The 22,137-nt window shown below is 30.9% G+C and carries 20 protein-coding genes; 8 read left to right on the top strand and 12 right to left on the bottom strand.

The features are described 5' to 3' along the window. On the bottom strand, positions 1-453 hold a 453-nt coding region (locus tag FJV36_RS10620), incomplete at its 3' end, for a hypothetical protein (protein WP_158729833.1). A gap of 483 nt (positions 454-936) precedes the next feature. Between FJV36_RS10620 and FJV36_RS10625 the strand changes: the two genes are divergently transcribed. Continuing rightward, entirely contained in the window at positions 937-1,743 is an 807-nt protein-coding gene (locus FJV36_RS10625; protein WP_158729834.1) for a leucine-rich repeat domain-containing protein, read from the top strand. Positions 1,744-1,777: 34 nt separating this feature from the next. Here FJV36_RS10625 and FJV36_RS10630 read toward each other — a convergent pair whose 3' ends face one another. The 11 genes from FJV36_RS10630 to FJV36_RS10675 form a co-directional block, all read right to left on the bottom strand. Next, positions 1,778-3,607 carry a hypothetical protein gene (locus FJV36_RS10630; protein WP_158729835.1) on the bottom strand — a complete coding sequence of 610 codons (1,830 nt, stop codon included), beginning with the start codon at positions 3,605-3,607 and terminating at the stop codon, positions 1,778-1,780. Between the two features lie 3 nt (positions 3,608-3,610). Then, positions 3,611-5,779 (bottom strand): hypothetical protein, encoded by a 2,169-nt coding sequence (locus tag FJV36_RS10635; RefSeq protein WP_158729836.1) that lies wholly within the window; start codon positions 5,777-5,779, stop codon positions 3,611-3,613. A gap of 49 nt (positions 5,780-5,828) precedes the next feature. Continuing rightward, positions 5,829-6,317, bottom strand: coding sequence for a hypothetical protein (locus tag FJV36_RS10640; RefSeq protein ID WP_158729837.1), 489 nt, complete (start codon positions 6,315-6,317; stop codon positions 5,829-5,831). A 111-nt stretch (positions 6,318-6,428) separates the two neighbouring features. Continuing rightward, positions 6,429-6,881 (bottom strand): CHAP domain-containing protein, encoded by a 453-nt coding sequence (locus FJV36_RS10645; RefSeq protein WP_158729838.1) that lies wholly within the window; start codon positions 6,879-6,881, stop codon positions 6,429-6,431. Beyond that, a complete protein-coding gene (locus FJV36_RS10650) occupies positions 6,878-7,165 on the bottom strand; it encodes a hypothetical protein (protein ID WP_158729839.1) in 288 nt (95 codons plus the stop codon). The genes FJV36_RS10645 and FJV36_RS10650 overlap by 4 nt, the downstream gene beginning before the upstream one ends. A gap of 565 nt (positions 7,166-7,730) precedes the next feature. Further along, positions 7,731-7,979 (bottom strand): hypothetical protein, encoded by a 249-nt coding sequence (locus tag FJV36_RS10655; protein WP_158729840.1) that lies wholly within the window; start codon positions 7,977-7,979, stop codon positions 7,731-7,733. A gap of 83 nt (positions 7,980-8,062) precedes the next feature. Beyond that, entirely contained in the window at positions 8,063-8,266 is a 204-nt protein-coding gene (locus tag FJV36_RS10660) for a hypothetical protein (protein WP_158729841.1), read from the bottom strand. A gap of 132 nt (positions 8,267-8,398) precedes the next feature. Further along, on the bottom strand, positions 8,399-8,686 hold the full coding sequence (locus FJV36_RS10665; RefSeq protein WP_158729842.1) for a hypothetical protein: 288 nt from the start codon (positions 8,684-8,686) through the stop codon (positions 8,399-8,401). Beyond that, a complete protein-coding gene (locus FJV36_RS10670; protein WP_158729843.1) occupies positions 8,679-8,846 on the bottom strand; it encodes a hypothetical protein in 168 nt (55 codons plus the stop codon). The genes FJV36_RS10665 and FJV36_RS10670 overlap by 8 nt, the downstream gene beginning before the upstream one ends. Before the next feature lie 152 nt (positions 8,847-8,998). Beyond that, positions 8,999-9,133 (bottom strand): hypothetical protein, encoded by a 135-nt coding sequence (locus FJV36_RS16585; RefSeq protein ID WP_255470377.1) that lies wholly within the window; start codon positions 9,131-9,133, stop codon positions 8,999-9,001. A gap of 645 nt (positions 9,134-9,778) precedes the next feature. Next, entirely contained in the window at positions 9,779-10,453 is a 675-nt protein-coding gene (locus FJV36_RS10675) for a response regulator (RefSeq protein WP_158729844.1), read from the bottom strand. 99 nt (positions 10,454-10,552) lie between these two features. Here FJV36_RS10675 and FJV36_RS10680 point away from each other — a divergent pair, with 99 nt between their 5' ends. The 7 genes from FJV36_RS10680 (at position 10,553) to FJV36_RS10710 (ending at position 22,085) form a co-directional block, all read left to right on the top strand. After that, on the top strand, positions 10,553-10,783 hold the full coding sequence (locus tag FJV36_RS10680; RefSeq protein WP_158729845.1) for a hypothetical protein: 231 nt from the start codon (positions 10,553-10,555) through the stop codon (positions 10,781-10,783). Between the two features lie 129 nt (positions 10,784-10,912). Beyond that, positions 10,913-12,949, top strand: coding sequence for a tetratricopeptide repeat-containing sensor histidine kinase (locus tag FJV36_RS10685; protein ID WP_158729846.1), 2,037 nt, complete (start codon positions 10,913-10,915; stop codon positions 12,947-12,949). Positions 12,950-13,240: 291 nt separating this feature from the next. Then, entirely contained in the window at positions 13,241-14,473 is a 1,233-nt protein-coding gene (locus FJV36_RS10690; protein WP_158729847.1) for an ROK family transcriptional regulator, read from the top strand. A gap of 505 nt (positions 14,474-14,978) precedes the next feature. Further along, on the top strand, positions 14,979-18,413 hold the full coding sequence (locus FJV36_RS10695) for a SusC/RagA family TonB-linked outer membrane protein (RefSeq protein WP_158729848.1): 3,435 nt from the start codon (positions 14,979-14,981) through the stop codon (positions 18,411-18,413). Positions 18,414-18,430: 17 nt separating this feature from the next. Next, positions 18,431-19,894, top strand: coding sequence for a RagB/SusD family nutrient uptake outer membrane protein (locus FJV36_RS10700; RefSeq protein WP_158729849.1), 1,464 nt, complete (start codon positions 18,431-18,433; stop codon positions 19,892-19,894). An 80-nt stretch (positions 19,895-19,974) separates the two neighbouring features. Beyond that, on the top strand, positions 19,975-20,895 hold the full coding sequence (locus FJV36_RS10705) for a dihydrodipicolinate synthase family protein (RefSeq protein WP_158729850.1): 921 nt from the start codon (positions 19,975-19,977) through the stop codon (positions 20,893-20,895). Between the two features lie 29 nt (positions 20,896-20,924). After that, entirely contained in the window at positions 20,925-22,085 is a 1,161-nt protein-coding gene (locus tag FJV36_RS10710) for a galactose oxidase (RefSeq protein WP_158729851.1), read from the top strand. Positions 22,086-22,137: the final 52 nt, after the last annotated feature.

Consider the following 22,137-nt stretch of genomic DNA (forward strand, 5'->3'; position numbering starts at 1 on the left):
GGGATCATAACCAATGTACTTAGCCGTAAATACAGGTAAGGGAATTGGATTGTTTTGAGCATCTTTGCGACTGTCGTGAAAGGCATGAAAATCTTCGTTGATTTTGTTGATAAAATCAGAAGTCGTTGCTGTTTTTTCGATGATTTTAGGAGCGGAATCTGAAGTAAAGAAATCACTTTTTTGTAAACCTCTGTAGATGAAGTATTTTACATTTAGTCCCGGGAAGGGTTGTTTGAAGGTACGAAGAATGAGGTTTACCTTATCTTGGTTTCCCGCTCCTGCTTGCGGTTGCAATAAAATCACCCCTTTGCAAATGGCAAAGGCTTTTTTGGAACCAGTTAAAGTAAACTTTGAAGTCAACCTGAATTCATTATTAGTAACAGGGCCAAAAGATTGCGCTGGGCTTTGTGTAAAGCTTCCTGACTCTATAAAAAAATGAGACTGTATAGACATATAGTGTAGTGTGAAATGGTTTTTGAATACTTGACTAAATAATTATTGTATTTAGCTTAAGTTTTATCGTGTTGCATTCCTACGATTTTGACAATCAAGGAATTTTATAGGATTGATTCGTAAAAAAGAGTGGTGATAATTATGTTTTTTGGGTATAAACAAGCCAATAGTATGCTATAGAACTTATGGGATAAGTTCAGTAGTAACATTATATGAAATGTATTTTTAGGGAATGATTAATTTATATAAAGAGTGCTTGTTTTTCCAAAGTGGACTTCGAATAGTTTATTGCAATCTACAGGATCTGGACTCTCTTTTTTTTTAAAATATTTGTAAATACTTTTGGTAGGAAAAAATTTAATTTATATACTTACATCACAAACTAAAATCTTTTTGAATTTCATTATGAAATATTCTAAATCGTATTAAAGAACAAAATCTAATCCTCTTAAAATCAAAAAACATTCTTACTCTTAATAAATAATGAAAAATAATACATTTCTAAATAAAAAAAATAGAATTAAAAAACGGTTCGTACTATTTTTTACAATACTAATAGTAAGTCAAATAAGCTACAGTTGCTTTAAAGAAAATAATTTAGCACCTGTTTATAGTGAAATACCAGATCCAAACTTTAAAGCCTATTTAAAAACAATAGTGCCATTGGCTTTTACTCCAGATAATAAATTCATTTCAAATCATCCTTCTGTTGTTTCTTATAATGAATTGATGAGTATTAGAAGAAAAAACATTACTTCTTTGTCTGGGATTGAATATTTTACTTCCTTGACAAAGCTCGATTGTTTAGACAACCATCTCAAAACTCTTGATATAAGTAAAAATATTGCTTTGACTAATCTTTACTGTGGCTACAACCAACTTACTAGCCTTGATGTAAGTAAGAATACAAATTTGACAAAACTTGATTGCAGTAACAATCAACTTACTGTTCTTGACGTTAGTAAAAATTTCAATCTGATTGAGCTTATTTGCTGCTGTAATCTAATTACTACTCTTAACCTGGGTAACAATGAAGTTTTGAGAAAAATTTATTGTCCCTATAATCAACTTACTCTTCTAGATGTAAGCAAGAACAAAGGTTTGATTGAACTTAATTGTATTGACAATCCCCGTAATACCGTTGTTGTTATAGACCCAAATAAATTATCACGACTATATATAGATAGTTTTATTATATGTAGTCACCCAAGTATAAAGGTTTTTAAAGACAGAGGAGGTAATCTGTTCGGCACTTATTCTGAAGTACTACCTTCATTTACTTGTCAATAATTCTCCAAATTTTAGTATCTAAGAAATCAATCTATTAAATTTTTGATTTTTGATTTCTTAGATACTTATATTTATTAAATTCTTTTTCGATTTGGTCTATATCGTTACTCATAATATTAAATGAATCAATATTATCGTCTGGATGTTGAAGAGACATATAAGATCTAAAATCATCTCTTACACCTTTTGCAGAAAGTATGGTTTCAAATTGAAAAAGAACTTTAATTTTATCCTTTACGGCGGCATCTGAAATTGCATTTTTTATTCCATGAAGTCCATATAGAGATGATAATAAATAATAATAACTTAACAATTCCTGCCCTTTTCTGTATGGATTGCCCGAGGTTGATTTTGATTCATCATATTTTTTGATTTGATCTTGTAGACCAGCTCCTAATGTATTACTTGCTAAAGTAAAACCAAGTCCGATGGATTCATAAACTATATCAATTAAAAAAGCGGCTTGATAAATTTCAAGAATAGGAAATATTACCCCTGCAAGTGTTGCTCCTCTTTCTATTAGATCAATTATATTTTTAGTATCTTCGTTTTGGTCTACTAGCCATTTTAAGGCAAAGGCAGGTATAGGCATAATGTTGCCATAAGCAATGTTTAATCCATTAAATTCTTCATTAGCTAAAAAGGGGGATACGTATATAACATCATCATATTTTAATATGGGTGTACCATCTCCTATAAATTTGCATTGTTCATATTCTATTCTTTTAAAATAAGGGATATAATTATATCGATATCGTACGGCTGATTTGATATGTATTGATAAGTTATTAGTTATTTCGATGTTATACTTAACACCTAATCGAAAAGGACCTGCCCCTTTCTCTTTTTGTTCGTCAAGATCAAAATAGGTACTGTATCCCATCTCCCAACTCCCCTTCTCAAGAAAACCAATAGGATATAATAAGTCTTTTCTAAATCCATTTTGTAATTCCGAAAGTTCTTTTGTCTGATAAAATGAACTTATTAATGTTTTTAACAGAATATCGTAAAGTTTACTAGGTAATTTATCCTCATAAATTTGCAAATTGGTCTTTTGTGTTGATGAATCACCAATGGCAAACATATAATTATATAGTTTTGCACTATCAGCTTTATTGGCAATAGTAATTAAGGAAGTAAATAATTCGTATTCATCGACATTATTAGTACCATCAATACCCTCAATAATAATTGGCCAGTATAAGGAGTAAACCATATAATTTAATATACTTTTTCTGTCTTCAAAGGAGAGTTCATATTCATAAATTCTAGGGTCATATAAACTAAACCAATAAAACTCACCTGATATAGCTAGATCTTTAGCGGTTGTAAATCTGGATTTCCATTCTGGAAAAGTTTCATTTAAAAAAATGTCAAAAACGCCGGTACTAGATTGTTCAACTAATATATTCAAGGAACGAGGTCTACTATAATTTTTGTCAATGTCGACTAAAGTAGTTTGATACCATTCATCAAATAATTTATAATCAAAGCTGTATGTATTATCTTCGTTTGATGGAAAAATATATCTTTTAAAAGATTTCCCATCTTTAACATAATCATTAATTATGGCAGGTTTCATTAATCCGTCTGGATCTTGAATAATTTTATAGTTACCTAAATTATTTATTGGATTTTTAGCGAAATAAAAATGCTGTTCTTTTTCTTGTAAAGAAGAAGAATAATCTGCTCCAAAGTCAATTATAATACTTTCAATGTTAAAACTATTATTGCCTGATAATTGTATGTATTTATCTTTTATTTTTTCAACTTTTTCGACATTTGCTTTTGTTGTTGTTTTTATTGATTTTTGCTTTAGTGTAAAGTATTTTATAAACTCTAAATATCTTGCAGTTTCTTTCATAATTTATATATTAGTTTCGATAACGATGTCTCCTATAATTGATTTTTCTTCGTATTCAGCATACTCCTTAGTTGCTAAGAATTTATGACTAATTCCATATATAAAAATAGGGTCTTGAGGCATTGAAACAGAAAGTATTCCGTCTCCATTTTCATAAATTATTCCAAGAGAATATCTAAAATAACTTGTATTTGTTGTAGTACTAATATGTGGATTATCTAATGGATCATGTAAATAAAAATCAATATTTGATGAATTGGCAGGTATGATTCCTTTTAGAATATTTAATTCATCCTTAGTTACACCTAAATTATAGAAGTCAAAATCTAATTCTTCTTTGAAATTTAAAGACAGGGTCTTAATATTTGCTTCGGAATCATTAATGATATAATGTTTTAAATTAAAATCTTTTGAGCCGTATAGCGATGTGAAATAATTAGAGTAATCAGTTACATTAGAATTGATATTCATCTTCTTTGCAAATACTCCTTGTGCAAATATTTCGGTTTTATGGATCGAAAAAGCATCTAAGGTTTCAATTTTTTTTGCAATGAATAATACTTTTTCTTTAGTAAGAGTTTCTATGCTTAAATCCGTATTTATAACATCTTTTTTTCCTTGTTGAAAAACTACAAATCCATGTAAAACAGACTCATTCATATAATTAGAGAATCCTTTGTAACTAATCAATGAGAGTTTATTAACTGGTGCAATTAATAAATTTTGATTGTTAGTAAAAATAGGTGTAACAGTTAAATTAGAAAAGAGGTTATTATATAATGAATGTCTTTTTTTATCACCCCAAACAGTATTATTGCTTGTTGCATAAAAATTTAACTCTTTTCCAACATAAATAATTTGAATTAGGGATGAAATATTTTTTTTTTCTCCATTTACGTCAATATTTGGGACTTTAAAATTGATAACCTTGCTAAAATTGACATCTTCACTAGTATTAAGCGGATCTATTAAATTTTCTCTAGTAATAAACCCTCTATCAAGATCTCCGTTACCCAATGCAACATATAAAGCTATTTCTTCATAACTTGAAGAGGACACTAACTGAATGGAAATATCATTAAAATCAGTTGAATTACCTTGTTGTTTTATTTCAAAAACATGAACTGGCCAGTCTAAATATCCATAATTATCTTCCGTTAAATTGTTGGGAATACCAAATTTCAAATTATTACTATTAATTTCTGATAATTTATAATTATCATAATAGTTATATGAACGATTTCTATTGCTTTCTATATATAAATAAACTCTATTCTTATTAAAAAAATTAGATAGCAAATCAATATAAATCGCATTTCTACTTTTGGAGGTAATGTTACCTGTTGCATTAGATACTTTTACTTTACCTTCATTAACAAACAAACCATAAAACGCTGCAATATCAATAAATTGTGTACTTTGCTCACGTAATAATTTTTTGTTTATATCAGTACCACCTAGTACAATTTTAGCTTCGGTTTTACGGGCATATTCTAAATTGAAAGTAAATTCGCCGTTATCAAAGTTGTGTTTGTAATCGCCGTAGTTCAAGACCACATCTATACCGCATTCGCCTTCAGCAAAATTCCCCAGTGATTTACCCATATCAATCATCGGCAATTCGAAATCGTCTTTTTCGTTGAATGTTTCTCCTACGGCAACAAATTCCGATTCTTTGAAGAAGAAGCTAGATAATAAAGTAGAATCTGGAACTTGGGGATCATAACCAATGTACTTAGCCGTAAATACAGGTAAGGGAATTGGATTGTTTTGAGCATCTTTGCGACTGTCGTGAAAGGCATGAAAATCTTCGTTGATTTTGTTGATAAAATCAGAAGTCGTTGCTGTTTTTTCGATGATTTTAGGAGCGGAATCTGAAGTAAAGAAATCACTTTTTTGTAAACCTCTGTAGATGAAGTATTTTACATTTAGTCCCGGGAAGGGTTGTTTGAAGGTACGAAGAATGAGGTTTACCTTATCTTGGTTTCCCGCTCCTGCTTGCGGTTGCAATAAAATCACCCCTTTGCAAATGGCAAAGGCTTTTTTGGAACCAGTTAAAGTAAACTTTGAAGTCAACCTGAATTCATTATTAGTGACAGGACCAAAAGATTGATTTTCGCCATTTTGAGAAAAAATCCCTGACTCTATAAAAAAATGAGACTGTATAGACATATAGTGTAGTGTGAAATGGTTTTTGAAAAAATGTTTTTCTAGTAAAAACTTATACTAGCGGGTAGAATTTCAATGCAAATAGCACTACATAATAGACCAGTACCAGTAGAAAAATTCTCCCCAGCCAGATTTGTATTTCTTGCAAAAAAGTCAACTGGTTGATGTATTCTGGAATCCTCAAGGTTTCGGTTTGTATCTCTTTTACTTGTTTGGATTTCCAAAAGGCATAGAGTTTTTGTTCTTCTAGTTGGCAGTCTACACTAAGTTTGTTGTTCTCAACCCGAACCCTTGGGCTTTTTAATGTACGCCCTGGTTCGGCTTGAGTAACATTTTTAAGTACGACTTTACCATTTTGACATTCCAGCAAAGCTTTAAAAAAGCTGCTGTCTTTTTCAATTTTAAAAACGGTATCGTGCACCGTTTCGGTGAGGGTAATGGTATGTATTTTGCTTTCGGTTAGAGCTGGTTTTGAACTAGTACAAGAAACTAGTACTACAACTAGCCATACCATTACAATATGTTTTACATTTTTCTTCATTTGATCACTTGTTTATATTTTAAAAAATATCTCGACATTAGAAACTTTGATATCAAATTGATGAAACCATTATTATTTTACATTGCGGAATCATAATTTGACACCAGAAGCTCATAGTCTTAAAAAAGCTTTTATTGTATTTATTTCTCTTTTTTTTCTACTCACTTTGTAACCTTCTCTTCCACCCGCAGCATTAGTATTACCTTCGATGGTATAAATTGTATTTCCTACTATTTTTTCTATTATGCCTGCGTGTCCTAAACCTTTTCCTAAATCCATTATAAAAATGTCTCCAGGCTGTGGAACAAATGTTACTAAAAGCGGTCTTGAATTGTACTGATCCAGTACTCCTGCCGTTCGTTTTAAAGGATTTTTTACTGCCAATTTAAGAGCTGCTTTTTGAGTACACCAGTATATGAAGGCCATGCACCATGCGTACCCTTTATTTAGACCAACGCTCTTTAAGTATATTTCAACCTCGGGACCAGAGTTACTATATCTGGGAATTTCCTCTACCCCTATTTGGGTAATAGCAATCTCAAGTGTTTTTTTTGATAATGTCATAACTGTTTTCCATTTAATTGTTTGAATTTTTGTAACTCATCTACTAGCTGTTGATTAATTAGCATCAATTCCCGATGCTGTGTTTCCATGGTTTTAATAGTCTCTGTGGCTGCAGTTAATCTAATCGCAATATCATCCAGCAAGTCCCGATAGTATTTGACTGCATTTACCGCATTATCTAGTTCAGCGGCTCGATCTTGGGCTAGTGATTTTCGCTTTGAAAAAAGCCAGGTTATTAATGTTGCAAAAAAAGCGGTAAGTGTTGGGTAAACAAATTGTTCCATTTAATTGAAGTAAAAAAGAGGTAAATATTTAAAAGAAATCTATTTGGAAAAAAGGAGGGTATTCGCTGTTATTCAATCAATAAATTAAGCTGCTATTTCCTTTTGACTTTACAAAGATTAGTTTAAAATCCATCTTAAAAAAAATAGTGAAAAGCTCTAAAACACTTGTGGTTAAGGACTAAACACAGTTGTAAAGAGCACCAAAGCAAGTAGCTTTTTTTTGCCATTTTTATCAAAAACAGTCTGATCAAAAGACTTACCAGAATTTAGTATTGGATGAAAATAATATCACATTTTATTTGTTTAATCTAGAGCTTACCGCATTTAAAACTAAATGAAATAAAGTAGATCGTTTTAACTGTTAGTTAAAGATCTATAGCATACTTTTTAAACATTTTTTTTGGTAACAAGGCGTAGCTATAAATAGCCATTGAAGAATTAAAATAGTAGTTGATAGAAAAATAGCCACAGGACCTCGAATAATTTTTTAATGATTTTTAATTATTTCAAAAAAAAGCAAAAAAAATGGCATTAGAACTAATGCCATTTTTTTAAAAATCATTTTTTACGAAATACTGGTTGTTTGCTCACTTATAGCTTTCTCTACTTTTTGAAGTTCTGAAGTAATTGGAGTGCAAAGAACTTCGTATAATGTTGTTCTGGATATAGGATAAACAGGACAGATATATTTACGCCAAATTACTGTAGTAGGTATATCCTCGGTTTTATATTTATAATACAAATCTTTAATTAATCTATAGCGTAATAACTTGTTTCGTTGCGCTCCCAAACTTCTGTTTATTGATATTGACATAAAATTTAAAATATTGATGACCTTTAATCGTTTTTAATTTTGTTATACAAGTAAATACTTTTGTGTAAAACCAATTTTTATTTCTACAAACTCCTATATTCCGCTTGTGTATGTTTTTTAAATTGTGGATTGCTAATGACGGTGATTAGGTATTGAACAAAGGCTACAATTTCTTGAAAAGACAAATTATCCTTATTCTTCCAAAATCCATTTTCATCCTTAAAAACGGTATTCCCGTTTACTTCATAGCATTTATGATCTATAATCGGTTTTATTCTTACGCTCATTTTGATACTGTTTAAACATTGTAGTAAGCTTGAAATGAATCCATTCCCTAAATGATAATATTGATTTTAGATGTGTAATTATTAAAAAAATCACCAGTAGTACTATTGTACTTATGTTGTTATTCTGTTCCATTAAATGAGATCATTAGTGGTTAATAATTCTACTAAAAGAGGGTCCTCTTGAAAAATATTGTAATCCCCCATAGCAATAAGCTCTGTAATATCTGTAATTTTTAATTCAATGTGCACGGAGACAGAACGAGGTTCTGATTCAGGGTTTGTTAAAATATGCAACCATTGCAATCGCTCCTGATTAATACAGATTCTTTCACCAACAGTAAATACTTTATGCTGGGTGGAACAAAATTTAAGCGAAACATAAAGCATTTTTATTCGTTCATGTATTAAAATCTTATTCATTATTTTTACTTAAAATGGTTATCATTTTTTTTAGATCAGAAACTATCAAAGCACGTTCAGTACTGTCCGGATTTTTGATAAGCCATGTTTCGAGTTCTTTTATTTTTTCTTTTAGTTGCGCTGTAGTCATTTCTGAATTTTGATTCTGTTTTTTATACATTGATTTGAGTAGTTTTTCGATTTTTATATTTTTATAAATAAACTGAATTGCAATAGTTCAGCTAATTTATTTTCACAAGGAATGGACATCTGGACATTCTAGAGGTACAAAAGGAATAGAAAACGATACCACCAAGTAAATTGATCTAGAAATTAGTAAAATGGAAAGCCTACCAGAAAAAAATCAATTAATTGCTTCTTTTCTGTAAATAAGTTTGGTGTTGTATTATCTAAGTCAATGTTTCTCTCAAATGATAAATTTAAATATTCTTCTTTTCTAGCTTGCATATCGTTTATTTTAATTAGGCTACAAAAATGACATTAACATTATTTATTAAATTATGGTTTTTCGGTATTAATATTTAAAATATTTATTGTCATGCTTAGTTTTATATTGTAAAATACATGTTTAGTCAATCAAATTCAGCTGAATGAATTGATTACCTACAAATATTAATTAAATGGAATTTTAAAAAAAATACTTGTACAATTTTAAAACTGTTCTGTATTGCTTCATGACAAAGCTGTAAAGTAAATAAACGAGAATCACTTTTAATTTTAGGATCTAAACTCTAACGCTTTTAAAACTAAATAAATAACACTGGAAATCAAAAAAAAAAGAAGTATAGTTAATTTTAGCAAATATTCACCAAACTGAAAAATCTCAATCAACAGTAGATTTTGAAGAATATTAAAGAATTTAATCCTAAATAATGATTAAATATAAAATAGGCCTATATCTGAAATAAAGCCAAATATCATAGAATAGATTAAACAGGAAAATGCACAATAGGAATATATAACTTCAATCAAAACGATCTGATTGGTCCTATTAATAAATCTAAAAAATGATAATGATAAAAAACAGGAATCATGATAAAACAATTAAAAATTAACAATGAGATTGTATTTAACAACAAAATACTTTTTCAACTATATAATTCCTAGCTTGTTTGCAATACTTATTAATTCCTCATCAGTACCCTTCCCTAAAAGTATCTGATCTTTTATATTGGCTTTCCGTTTTTCAATTGCACTTATAGACAAAGGAATATACTTTGACAAATTTACCGTTTTTATTCCCTGTGACAATAATGTCAAAATCTGGATATCATGAATATCCCAATTGATATTTCTATTATATAATTCTTTTAGAGCTTGATCTATCGAAGGGCTTCTATATGTATCTCCCTCAATTATTTTTTTACAGATAATTGGAAATAATTCAAAATTAATATCACTCTTGGAAATAAAACCCTCTGGATTAATCTCTTTAGTAATTTTATCTACTATCAGCGGTTCGCTATGCATAGTAAGAAGAATGATTTTACACTCAAATCCTTTTCTCTTAATGAGAGAAGCTAAATCACTACCACTATTAATATTAAAATCTTTGTAAGGTGGAAGATTAAGATCAATAAGTGCTAAATCAATATTTACATTTTTTTTTAAATGAAAAATAATTGCTTCATAGGCTCCTTTACAATTGTAACACTTAATAAAATTAAGGCTAAAACCATATAAATCAGCTTCTAATAACAAATTAATATAACTATCAACTGTCATTGGATGATCATCAACAATCAAAATATTAAGCGTTTTTTTCATTTTTTTATTACAAAACTAACTAAATATTACGGTTTTACCGTAAAATACATACTTAGTAAATGTGTCTATTTGCATTCAATAACTTAAAACAAATTTATTATGAAATGCAAATTATTTATTTTAGTACTTGTTTCTTTTGTAACGTACTCATGCTCAAATGAAGAAAATGAAATCCTACTAAAAAAGGAAACCTTTGAAAAAAATAATACTAAATCTGAAGTATTAAATTTAACACCCAAAATAGTAATTGATTCTATTAAACTCAACAATTTAAATAGCGATATTAATTACGGCGAACCTAGTAATCCATTACCTCCAAGAAAAAATTAGACCTAAAATCATGAAAAAGAATATGTAGCTAGTTATTTACATATTCTTTTTTTTTAAAATTGTATTACCTTTGAAATAATATAATTTAATCATTCTATTTTGAGTAAAATATGCAAAATTGCAATCTTAATGTTACTTTTTTTTATCAGTTGTATAAAAAAAACTAGTGTCTTACATAAAAAAAATGAAGCTATTCTTTTTACTAAAAAATACAAAAGTCTAACAAAATTAAAAAAAGAATTCATTCTTGATTCTTTAGGTTCCGTTTTAAAAAAAAATACAGAAAATGACACCGGTAGCAGAGATCTACATTTACAATTAGCAACAGAATATTATATCTATAATAATTTAAAAAAATCTTTGTATCATAGCCAAAAAGCACTAAAACTTGCAAAAGAAGTAAATGATATTAGTAGAGAACCCAAAGCTTTATTTTACATTGGTGATTGTTATCGCAATACACTAAAAGACAGTGCTTATTTTTATTATTTAAATGCTGAAAAATCATATATCAAAATTAAGGATTTTGATAATACAGCTCGAATGCTACTAAACAAAGCTCATGTTTTATTCTATGACGGAAATTACATTGAATGTGAAGTAGAAATTTCTAAGGCCTTAAGCTTTTTAGTTCAAAGCAAAAATTATGATTTAATTTATTCTTGTAATAATTTAATGGGCAATTGTTTAGAAAAATTAACTAATTATGATGAAGCATTACGCTATCATAAAATAGCAATTGAATGTTTAGATATTATGAGATTACATAATTTAAACAAAGATCAATTAAACAATTATAACGTAACTTCTATCATTAATATCTGTAATCTTTATGATTTAAAAGGAGATTACACTAAATCTATACGCACACTACGACCAATATTAACTCCAGCATTAAAAATTAAATGCCCTAGACTTTATGCTAATGTTTTAAGCAATTTAGCTTATTCTAAAATGAAGAATGGAGATTATTATAACATAAAATCAATGTTTATTGAGGCACTAAATCTTGTAAAGCACTCGCAAACTAAATCAGATATTTTATATAAAAAAATATACTTAGGAGAGTTTTTCTTGATCCAAAAAGATACAACAAAGTCAATTGAAATTTTTAAAGAAGTTAATGAATTAGCAGTAAAGCTTAAAAATAGTAATGAAATTTTAATCTCTTTAAAATTACTTTCAACGATAGATAAAAATAACAGTTTATTTTATAAAAACGAATATATTAAGGTTAGCGATAGCATAAACTTAGTACAAAAAAATGCGCATCATAAATATGCCAGAATTGAATATGAAACAGCACTAGTACTGGATGAAAATAAAATTTTGAATAAGAATAATTTGTATCTCATAACAATTTGTACAGGATTACTTCTATTATTTACAATAATTTCACTCTTTAGACATATAAAATATAAAAATAGAGAACTATCCTATTTAAAAAGACAGAACGAGGCAAATGAAGAGATATATCTATTATTATCTCAAGAACATGAAAAAATGAATCTTGTTAAAAACAATGAAAAATCCAAAATAGCAAAAGAATTACACGATGGTATTATGAATAAAATTTATGGTGTTCGAATGAATTTAGGCTTAATGAATGCCAAAATTGACAACAACATGATACAAAAAAGAAGAAAATATATCGATGAATTACAAAATATTGAAAATGAAATAAGGACAGTTTCACATGATTTAAACTACACTACCTTTTTAAATAAAAATGACTTTAATTCTCTTTTACAAGGATTGATTGACAATCATCAAAATACAATAGAAACAAAGTTTAAGATAGAAAATGACCCACAAATTAACTGGTTATCAATACCTAATATTTATAAGATAAATATATATAGAATAATCCAAGAGTCTATTTTAAACGTTAGTAAACATGCAAATGCAAAAAACTGCACTATTAAAATTACACATCATAATTTTCTAGAATTAATAATTATTGATGACGGTAGCGGTTTTGATGTAAATCAAAGAATAAAAGGAATTGGTTTAATTAATCTAAATGAAAGGGTAAAATCTCTTAAAGGATCTTTTAAAATTGAATCCGTTAAAGGGAACGGAACAAAAATAAAGATAATTTTTAGTTTGAACAGTTTATTGTTAAAAAAAAGAATTACATTGAAATTATCAAACGCTCCTATCTAAAAAGTTTTAAAATTAGTTCTCTAGAACTTTGGACGGAATACATCATTTGCCACAAAAATTAAGGTGCATTTTTAGAAATATATCTGCACAGTTTGATTTAGAGCATTTAATATAAAATAACTTTTTAATAAGTTAAAAATGATCTGAAATTTTAAAACATCAAGACGATTGTTTAATTTTTCAACTATTAATTTTTTAGTAATTAAAAAAATATTTTAATAATTAAACTCAATTCTTATAATTATTTAAAAATATAGTAAGTTTGTACAAGACCTGTAATTATAACAAACGATGAGTTTAAAAGATTTATTAGACAATAGTAAAGATAAAAGTCTTTCAGGCCAGAAGTGGCATATGCTAAGACAATCTATAACGAAACGTTTGCTATCGGGTGGTAATTCGACAATTGCCGAATTAAGTACCGAACTACAATCTAGTGTTCCAACAGTAACCAAAGCAGTCAATGAATTATTAAACGAAGGTTATGTGGTTGATATGGGTAAAATTACCAATAGCGGCGGACGAAGACCTTCCTTATATAGTATAAACCCAACCTGCGCTTATTTTTTGGGTGTTGAGGTTGGTATCAGCAGCATGTCTATTGGACTACAAAACATAAAAAATGAACTGTTTAGCGTAGAACTTGGCGCATCTTTTATTTTAGAAAACAACCAAAAATCATTATTAAAGTTTTGCGAGCTAATCAACTCTTTTATCGAAGATAGTTTTGTAGATAAAAAACTAATTGTGGGTGTTTGCATCAACTTTTCAGGGCGTATCAATTCAATGGAAGGATTTAGTTATAACTATTTCTTTAGTGAAAACCGACCATTGAACGAAATCATTTCAGAACAATTAGATCTCCCGGTTCATTTAGAAAACGACACCCGAGCAATGACTTTTGGCGAATATTGCGAAGGTGTCGTCGACGATGAGCAGAATATAATCTTTGTGAATTACAGCTGGGGAGTCGCTATTGGAATGATTACTGATGGGAAATTATATTACGGAAAATCAGGATATTCAGGTGAATTTGGACACAGTACTATTTTCAATAACGAAATAATGTGCCAATGTGGAAAACTAGGTTGTCTTGAAACCGAAATTTCCGGTTGGTCACTGGTCAACCAATTTAAAAAAGCAATAAAAGAGGGGAAACAGTCAAAAGTAGTACTGGATGAAAGCTCTTCTACACTACAACATAATGCTATTATTGCCGGAGCTGTAAATCTGGAAGACACGCTTTGTGTTGATCTGGTTACACAGCAAAGTGAAAAAATGGGACGCTATTTATCTATTTTATTAAATATCTTCAACCCTGATCTCTTAGTAATTGGAGGTGATTTCGCACAGTTAGGCGACTATGCCTTACTACCAATTCAATCTGCCTTAAAAAAATATTCATTAGGTTTAGTCAACCGTGATATGAAACTCAAAAAGTCTACTTTAGGCCGTCGTGCGGGCGTTATAGGTGCTTGCTGTGTCATAAAAGAAAAGATGTTATTCCCGTTAATCAATAACTAAATCTCCGAAAATTTTTTAATTATTAAAATATTTTAATAACAAACGTTGTTATTTTAAAATATTTTATATCTTTACTTCGTTATAATAAATTAATTTATCCACAAGGTATTAGCAACATTAAAAAGGTTTATTAAATTTTAATGTTAAAAGATGAAAATAATATTATATAGGTTTGTAAAACATTCCTAAATATGAAAAATTAAAATCATCAAAGAATAGTTTTTATTATACCTACATTTCAAAAATGAAAATAAAATTTCACATCAAGAAGATAGAAAAATATCTTAAAGAAGAATATCAGTTATATATAAAAAATAAAAAAATTAAAGATCAAGCCTAAGGAATATAAATAAAAACCTTTGTATACAAAATTTGTTTTTTAATCATAAAAAAAGCCAGCAAATGCTTGTAACATTGCCGGCAGTTTCCCTGATAGGAACAATGATTTGAAAATTAATAAACAGACCTTTAACAAAGTTATTATTAACCAAACCATTACAAAAGTATGAAATTATTGCCTAAAAGTAAACCTATCAATTATGGGTTTACTCCTAAACACGGAAAAGTTATCAAATTGACCTCCACGTTGCTTTTAGTTTTTACCTTGCAGTTAGCAACTGCAAAAACAGAAAAAAATATTGCTCTTACCTCTAAAGATGTAATAAAAAATGATCCTATCCAAAAGAAAGTTACTGGTACTGTTACAAATGAAAAAGGAGAAACTTTACCGGGTGTAAACATTGTTGGAAAAGGAACAAAATTTAGTACACAAACTGGTTTTGACGGAAAATTTACGATTGAAGTACCTGATAATGTTACAACTTTAGTTGTTTCTTATATTGGACTTCAAGAACAAGAAGTAGCCATAGGCAATGAACCCCTTATTATCGTCCTTAAAGAAATAGGACAACAGATGAACGAGGTCCTTGTAGTAGGATATGGTTCTCAAAACCGAAGAACTTTAAGTACTGCCGTCTCTAAACTAGACAAGAAAGTTTTAGAAAATGTACCTTACTCAAACGTTACACAATCTTTGCAAGGAAACGTAACTGGTCTGGTGGTGAAAACTTCCTCTGGTCAGCCTGGAAAAGCTTCGAACATCTTGGTTCGTGGAGGGACTTCTATCGATAATCCTTCCGGAGCAACTCCTTTATATATAGTAGATGGTGTTATTCGTACACAAATTGATGATATTAACTCTCTTGATATTGCTTCACTACAGGTTCTTAAGGATGCCGCAGCAACCTCAATCTACGGGGCACGTGCTTCAAATGGTGTTATTATTATTACTACCAACACTGGTAAGGCTGGCAAAATGAAAATTAGCTATAATGTTTCTACTCAAAGAAGTACAATTGGTCAAAAATACAATTTTATGGATGGCGGAGATTACATTAAATTTCAGCGTAAAGGACTTTATAATGCTGCAGAGCTTGCAGGGCTTTCTACTACAACTGGTATTGCAAGATTAGGCCAGTTGACTGGTGCAACGCCTGCAGGTACAGGAAACAACCTCCAGAATAATACTCCATTTGCTACTTTATTAAAGTCTAGTTTATCATCTGAAACTATTAGTACACTCCAGGCAAAAGGCTGGCAAGAATTACAAGACCCTTTAAATCCTGCAAGTACTATTATGTACAAAAGTACAGACTGGAATGATGTTTTATTTCAATCTGCCATGACAGAGAGCCATACACTTGGTTTTAGCGGCGGTAATGACACAGGTGTTTTCGATCTGAGTTTAGGGTATCTAAAAGGCGATGGTATTACCATATTTACAGGATATCAAAGGTTTACCAGTAAATTAAATGCTTCCCTAAAAATAGCCGATAATTTTACTATTAATGGGCGTATGTTATTTTCTAAAGCAAGTAACAATCAGGTGGTTGCCAACAGTGTAGTTTTTAACAGATATTTAGGAAACTCCCCTACTACAAAACTGTATTTAGAAGATGGGACTTTGGCTCCGGGTCAGAATAACATCAACGGGAATCCACTATATCAAATGGGCAAAGTTAAAGGAATCAACGAAAATAATAAATTACAAATAAGCGTTGATGGGGAATTAAGGCTTGCCAAGGATTTTACCTTTACTCCTTCGATGTCGCTTTATAGCGAAGATGAAAATAACAATACTTTTCAACAAGCATTCTTGAGCGGTAACAATGGTCTAGTAGACAATACGCGTACAGCAACAAGATTAAGCAATCAAATCTCGCAAGTTCAATACGAAGGAGTTTTTGCTTATAAAAAAGACTGGGAAAATATTGGTGATTTTGATGCTAAATTGGGAGCTTCAAAATACGACCGTACCATAAAAGCTTTTAACGCTTCAGGAAAAGGAAGTCCATCAGATCTTGCACAAACTTTAGATTCGTCTCCTATTCCAGTTTCAGTTTTCAGCAACAATACAAAATTAGTTTTAAATAGTGTATTCGGACGTTTAAATTACGATTACAAAAACAGGTATTTTGCAACAGCTTCTTTCCGTTATGATGGTTCATCAAGCTTAGGTCCTGATAATAGATATGGTTTTTTTCCGGGGATTTCTGCAGGATGGAACTTGCAGGAAGAAAAAATCTGGGAAGCTACAATGCCAAAAGTTATTTCCTCGCTTAAACTTAGAGGAAGTTTTGGTGTAAATGGTAACTTAGGAACTCTGGGAGATTTTCAAGCCGGAGGATTGTATTCAGGATCAACAAATGGTATTGCCAACAGCTATAACGGACAATCGGCAATTATCAACTCACAAATTGCTAATCCAGGCTTAAAATGGGAACAATCTGAAACTGTAAATGGTGGTTTTGATTTAGGTTTCAACGAAGATAGAATCAGGATTATTGGAGATTTCTATAACAAACTGACTTCTGATTTATTAACTAACTTAACGCTTCCGTCTAATAGTGGTTTCTCTACGGTGCTAACAAATCTTGGAGGATTAAGAAGTAAAGGTTTCGAATTAGAAATACAAGCTAACCTTTACAATAAGAATGATTGGAAAATCAATGTTGGAGCTAATGTTTCTCGTAATACCAATACAATTGAAAAACTTCCATTTAATGGAAATTTAAACAACAGAATTGGTGGGACAGAGATATACGATCAAAATAGCGGAACCTATAAATATGTTGGAGGTTTACAGGAAGGTCAAAAAATTGGCAACTTCTACGCACACAAACAATTATACATTCTTTCAACTCAGGCAGAAGCAGATGCTTACAACTTAAAAGTTCGTGATACTTATGTAACTAAAACAGCAGCAAATGGAGGAAATCCTGATGGAAAAAAATTCGCTGGAGATGCAGTATTTGAAGATACGGACAACAATGGTATAATTGACAGCCGAGATAGAAAATATATGGGAAATATGTTTCCAAAATTTGTAGGAGGTTTTAATTTTGATGCATCATATAAAGGATTCGCTTTAACAGTAAGAACGGATTACTCTATAGGAGCTACCATTTACAATGAAGCAAGAGCACGTTTCTTAGGTCAGTTTCAGGGTAATTATGGATTATTAGCCGAAAGCGCACAATCATGGCAAAAAGAAGGTGACATTACAAATGTACCGCGCTACCGCTGGGCAGATCAAACAAACCAAAACAACTTATTTAGATCAGAATCTAGTGGAGCTGCCTACAATACAAATATGTTTCAGGGAAACAGCCGTTATTATGAAAGCGGAGACTATTTGTGTATTAGAGAAATTACCTTAAGTTATAATTTCCAAAAGGAATGGGTTAAGAGAGTAAAATTAGCCTCTATACGTATGTATGTTACTGGAAGCAACTTATACTATTTCACTAAATACAGCGGATTAAGCCCTGAAGTACAAGGTATTGACGGAGGATCTAGTTTAGGATTATCTGCAGCGGGTTCCACTGGAACCTACCCTGTTCCAAGAAATATTATCCTCGGTTTAAATATCAGTTTGTAAATTTTAATACTAAAATCATGAAAAAGAAATTTCTTCTATATACACTACTTTTTACTACTCTACCACTTTTCAACTCTTGTCAGGATGATTTAGAAATAACGTCTGATAGTGTTATTACATCTGATAGTTTTTGGAAAACAGAAGATGATGCAAAAGCCGGTGTAAACGGCATGTATGTGAACTTTAGAATCCAAACCCAGCAAAATTATTATTTGTTAGGCGGAGCAAGAAGTGGCGAAATAACTAGTGGAGTTCAATCACCGTTAACGCTAGCTAATTATTATAATAACCTACTTACACCACAAAACATTGACGTTGACTGGGCTGGTTTATATACAGTAGTACATTCAGCAAACTTAGTTTTAAAATATGTACCACAAATTACCTTTAGTCCAACAAAATTAAACGAGCAAAAACGTTATATTGCTCAAGCTTATTCAATGCGCGCATTGTGCTACTTTATCATGGCACGTTCCTGGGGTGGTGTACCAATTGTTACAAATCCTACTGAAAATGCCATTCAGTCACAATACATAATTCCGCGTAATACAATCGAAGAAACATTTGCATTCATCAAAAAAGATATTGATGCCGCCATTGCAAACTTTCCAGATGCCACAAACAATAAAACACAATTATCACTTGCGTCAATTTACGCTTTAAAGGCCGATGTCAATTTATGGACAGCAAAGCAATTAGGTGGAGGAACTGCAGATTTAAATACCGCTCTAACAGCTATAAATACAATCCCGGGAACTCCAACTTTAATTGCTAAGTTTAAAGATGTTTTTGCTTTTGATCAAAAAGCAAATGCTGAGGTAGTTTTTGCCGTTCGTTATTCTCTAGCTGATTCACCATCAAATTTAGCAGACAACTGGAATCAGTTTATGTTTGTAGGACCAAGTGATTTTGCTCCTTTAACTGCAGCAACAGCAACGGCAACTTTTGGAACATTAGGAACCGGTTCTGGTAATGCTGGAATCTCAAGAGTACAGCCGGATATTAGAAGATTCAACTTTGCTGCGACAGATACCCGAAAAGCAGCTACTTTCCTGACGCTATACAACGGAGCCGTTCCTGTAGTTACAGGTTTAGTCAAATACAACGGAACCGTTGACGGAAATTTAAGAAGATTTGTAAGTGATATTATAATTTACCGTTGGGCAGATATTTTATTAATGAAAGCAGAAATTAAAAATGCTTTAGGACAAGATCCTACTGCAGAAATGAATTTGGTTATGCAAAGAGCAGATCCTTCTGCATCGTTCACAAATGATTCTCCTGTAAATAACGACAATGTGATTTTGAATGAACGTTTGAAAGAATTGGCTTTTGAAGGAAAAGCATGGTGGGATCTAGTTCGTTTTAATAAGACAAACTTAGCACCATCAATGACAGCAGGAAAACAAGTTTTGTTTCCAATCTCTCAAAACACCATCAACTTTAATCCAAAAATTGTTCAAAATCCGCTTAGCAAATAATTAGAATTAAAAATTAGACTGGGAATTCAAAAAAGTTCTCAGTCTAATATTAAAATACACAAACAGCAAAAAAAATACTCATGAAAATTGAACATTTAAAAGGTCTGATTGCTGCTCCTTTCACCCCTTTTGACAGCAACGGAAAATTAGACGTAAGCCTTATTCCGCCTTATTATACTTTCTTAAAAAGAAACAGAATCACCGGAGCTTTTATCAACGGATCAACCGGAGAAGGGGTCTCTATAACCTTAGAAGAAAAAAAGGCCGTTGCACAAGCCTGGGCAGATTGCTCCAATCACGATGCTGATTTTAAAGTAATGGTTTTTCTTGGAGGAACTTGTCTGGCAGATTGTATTGAACTGGCTAAACACGCTTACGAAATTGGTTTATACGCTGTTTCTTTAACTGGTGCATTTTATTTCAAACCATCTAATGCAGATACCCTTGCAGAAATCTGTATTAAAGTGGGAGAAAGTGTTCCAAATATGCCATTTTATTATTATCACATTCCGGTGTTAACAGGCGTAAATGTTACGATGTATGATTTGGTTAGAACTTTAGACAATAAACTTTCAAACTTCGCAGGAGTAAAATATACACACGAAGATTTTATGGATTTCCAAAGTTGTATGAGCTACGAAAACGGAAAATTTGATATGCTTTGGGGACGTGACGAAAATATGTTGTCAGCCTTGGTATTAGGTGCAAAAGGTGCTGTTGGAAGTACCTTCAACTATGCTGCTCCATTGTACTACGATTTAATTGATGCTTTCAATAATAATGATTTAATTAAGGCAAGAGCGCTACAGCAAAAATCAATTGATATGATTCGTTTCTTAGGGAAATATGGCGGAATCTCAGTAGGAAAAGCTTATATGAAATTAGTAGGTCATGATTTAGGAGAATTTAGATTACCAGTTAAAAACATGAGTGCTGAACAATTTGAATTATTCAAAAAAGATGTTGCTGGTTTAGATTTCGATGCTTTCAAATCCAAATAAATCCGTTCGTTTTCTTTCAACTAACTATCATGAATAAAACCTTTTTTCTCTTAATTTTCATCATTTTTATTATGTCTAAAAACGTTAGTTTTTCGCAAAAAACAAAGATTACAAATGTCGAATGGACTAAAGCAGCACAATTGCAAAATGCTGATGGGAGTATTTCATTAGGTTTTGCAGGCCCAATAACCGGAGTAACCAATAACGTTCTAATTGTTGCCGGCGGTGCTAATTTTCCAGATAAAATGCCCTGGGAAGGAGGAAAAAAACACTATTCAAATGAAATTCATGTTTTAGAAAAAAAAGGAGATGATTTTCAATGGAACAAAAAGGTAATCCATACATTACCGGAACCTATTGCCTATCCCGGAAATACAACTACAAATCTAGGAGTAGTTTATGTGGGCGGTGAGAATGAAAATGGGCTTTCGAACAAAGCTTATATCCTAAATTGGAATACCGATAAAAATGAAATCGAAACAAAATCATTACCTGACTTTCCGTTAGCGATTACCAATATTGGGCTTACTCATTTAGGAAATATAGTTTATGCTATTGGCGGAGATGAAGCAAAACAATCCTCAGATTTAGTTTTTAGTATTAATTTAAACGCTGAAAAACCCGAATGGAATTCACTGACCAAATTGCCTTTTGCTTTAGCGAATTCAGTAGCGGTAATCCAAAATGAAAAAATGTATGTTATTGGAGGTAGAACCAAAACTGCATCCGGAATAAGCGATTTACACAACACCACATTAGCTTTTGATCTACAAAAACAAACCTGGGAAACAAAAGCTAATATCTGCGACGGAAGACAAACAACTAACTTTTCTGCCGGTGCCGGAGTTCCTGTTGGTAATGACTACGTTTTGATACTTGGTGGAGATAACGGAACTACTTTTCATAAAATCGAAACTTATTTATCACAAATAGCCAAAGCCAATTCTGAAGAAGAAAGATCGAAACTCATAGCCGAAAAAAATACTTTAAATACAACACACCAAGGTTTTTACAACGATATTTTACTATACAATACACATACAAACAAGTGGTCAAAAATTGGCGAATTGCCCTTTCTTGCTCAAGTCACAACAACAGCGACCATCTGGAATGACAAAGTAGTTTTATCGAATGGAGAAATAAAACCTGGAATTAGAACTCCTGATGTCATGTTGGGGACCATCAAATAATTAAAATTAATCGAAGAGACTTAACAGCGTTTAAAATCCGTTAGGTCTGACA

The sequence above is a fragment of the Flavobacterium sp. I-STPP5a genome, from assembly GCF_009764685.1.
Classification (GTDB): Bacteria; Bacteroidota; Bacteroidia; order Flavobacteriales; family Flavobacteriaceae; genus Flavobacterium.

Excerpts from the sequence above, each read along its gene's own strand:
- FJV36_RS10625 (WP_158729834.1), top strand. The coding sequence starts at position 937 with ATGAAAAATAATACATTTCTAAATAAAAAAAATAGAATTAAAAAACGG.
- FJV36_RS10630 (WP_158729835.1), bottom strand. The coding sequence starts at position 3,607 with ATGAAAGAAACTGCAAGATATTTAGAGTTTATAAAATACTTTACACTA.
- FJV36_RS10635 (WP_158729836.1), bottom strand. The coding sequence starts at position 5,779 with ATGTCTATACAGTCTCATTTTTTTATAGAGTCAGGGATTTTTTCTCAA.
- FJV36_RS10640 (WP_158729837.1), bottom strand. The coding sequence starts at position 6,317 with ATGAAGAAAAATGTAAAACATATTGTAATGGTATGGCTAGTTGTAGTA.
- FJV36_RS10645 (WP_158729838.1), bottom strand. The coding sequence starts at position 6,881 with ATGACATTATCAAAAAAAACACTTGAGATTGCTATTACCCAAATAGGG.
- FJV36_RS10650 (WP_158729839.1), bottom strand. The coding sequence starts at position 7,165 with ATGGAACAATTTGTTTACCCAACACTTACCGCTTTTTTTGCAACATTA.
- FJV36_RS10655 (WP_158729840.1), bottom strand. The coding sequence starts at position 7,979 with ATGTCAATATCAATAAACAGAAGTTTGGGAGCGCAACGAAACAAGTTA.
- FJV36_RS10660 (WP_158729841.1), bottom strand. The coding sequence starts at position 8,266 with ATGAGCGTAAGAATAAAACCGATTATAGATCATAAATGCTATGAAGTA.
- FJV36_RS10665 (WP_158729842.1), bottom strand. The coding sequence starts at position 8,686 with ATGAATAAGATTTTAATACATGAACGAATAAAAATGCTTTATGTTTCG.
- FJV36_RS10670 (WP_158729843.1), bottom strand. The coding sequence starts at position 8,846 with ATGTATAAAAAACAGAATCAAAATTCAGAAATGACTACAGCGCAACTA.
- FJV36_RS16585 (WP_255470377.1), bottom strand. The coding sequence starts at position 9,133 with ATGCAAGCTAGAAAAGAAGAATATTTAAATTTATCATTTGAGAGAAAC.
- FJV36_RS10675 (WP_158729844.1), bottom strand. The coding sequence starts at position 10,453 with ATGAAAAAAACGCTTAATATTTTGATTGTTGATGATCATCCAATGACA.
- FJV36_RS10680 (WP_158729845.1), top strand. The coding sequence starts at position 10,553 with ATGAAATGCAAATTATTTATTTTAGTACTTGTTTCTTTTGTAACGTAC.
- FJV36_RS10685 (WP_158729846.1), top strand. The coding sequence starts at position 10,913 with ATGTTACTTTTTTTTATCAGTTGTATAAAAAAAACTAGTGTCTTACAT.
- FJV36_RS10690 (WP_158729847.1), top strand. The coding sequence starts at position 13,241 with ATGAGTTTAAAAGATTTATTAGACAATAGTAAAGATAAAAGTCTTTCA.
- FJV36_RS10695 (WP_158729848.1), top strand. The coding sequence starts at position 14,979 with ATGAAATTATTGCCTAAAAGTAAACCTATCAATTATGGGTTTACTCCT.
- FJV36_RS10700 (WP_158729849.1), top strand. The coding sequence starts at position 18,431 with ATGAAAAAGAAATTTCTTCTATATACACTACTTTTTACTACTCTACCA.
- FJV36_RS10705 (WP_158729850.1), top strand. The coding sequence starts at position 19,975 with ATGAAAATTGAACATTTAAAAGGTCTGATTGCTGCTCCTTTCACCCCT.
- FJV36_RS10710 (WP_158729851.1), top strand. The coding sequence starts at position 20,925 with ATGAATAAAACCTTTTTTCTCTTAATTTTCATCATTTTTATTATGTCT.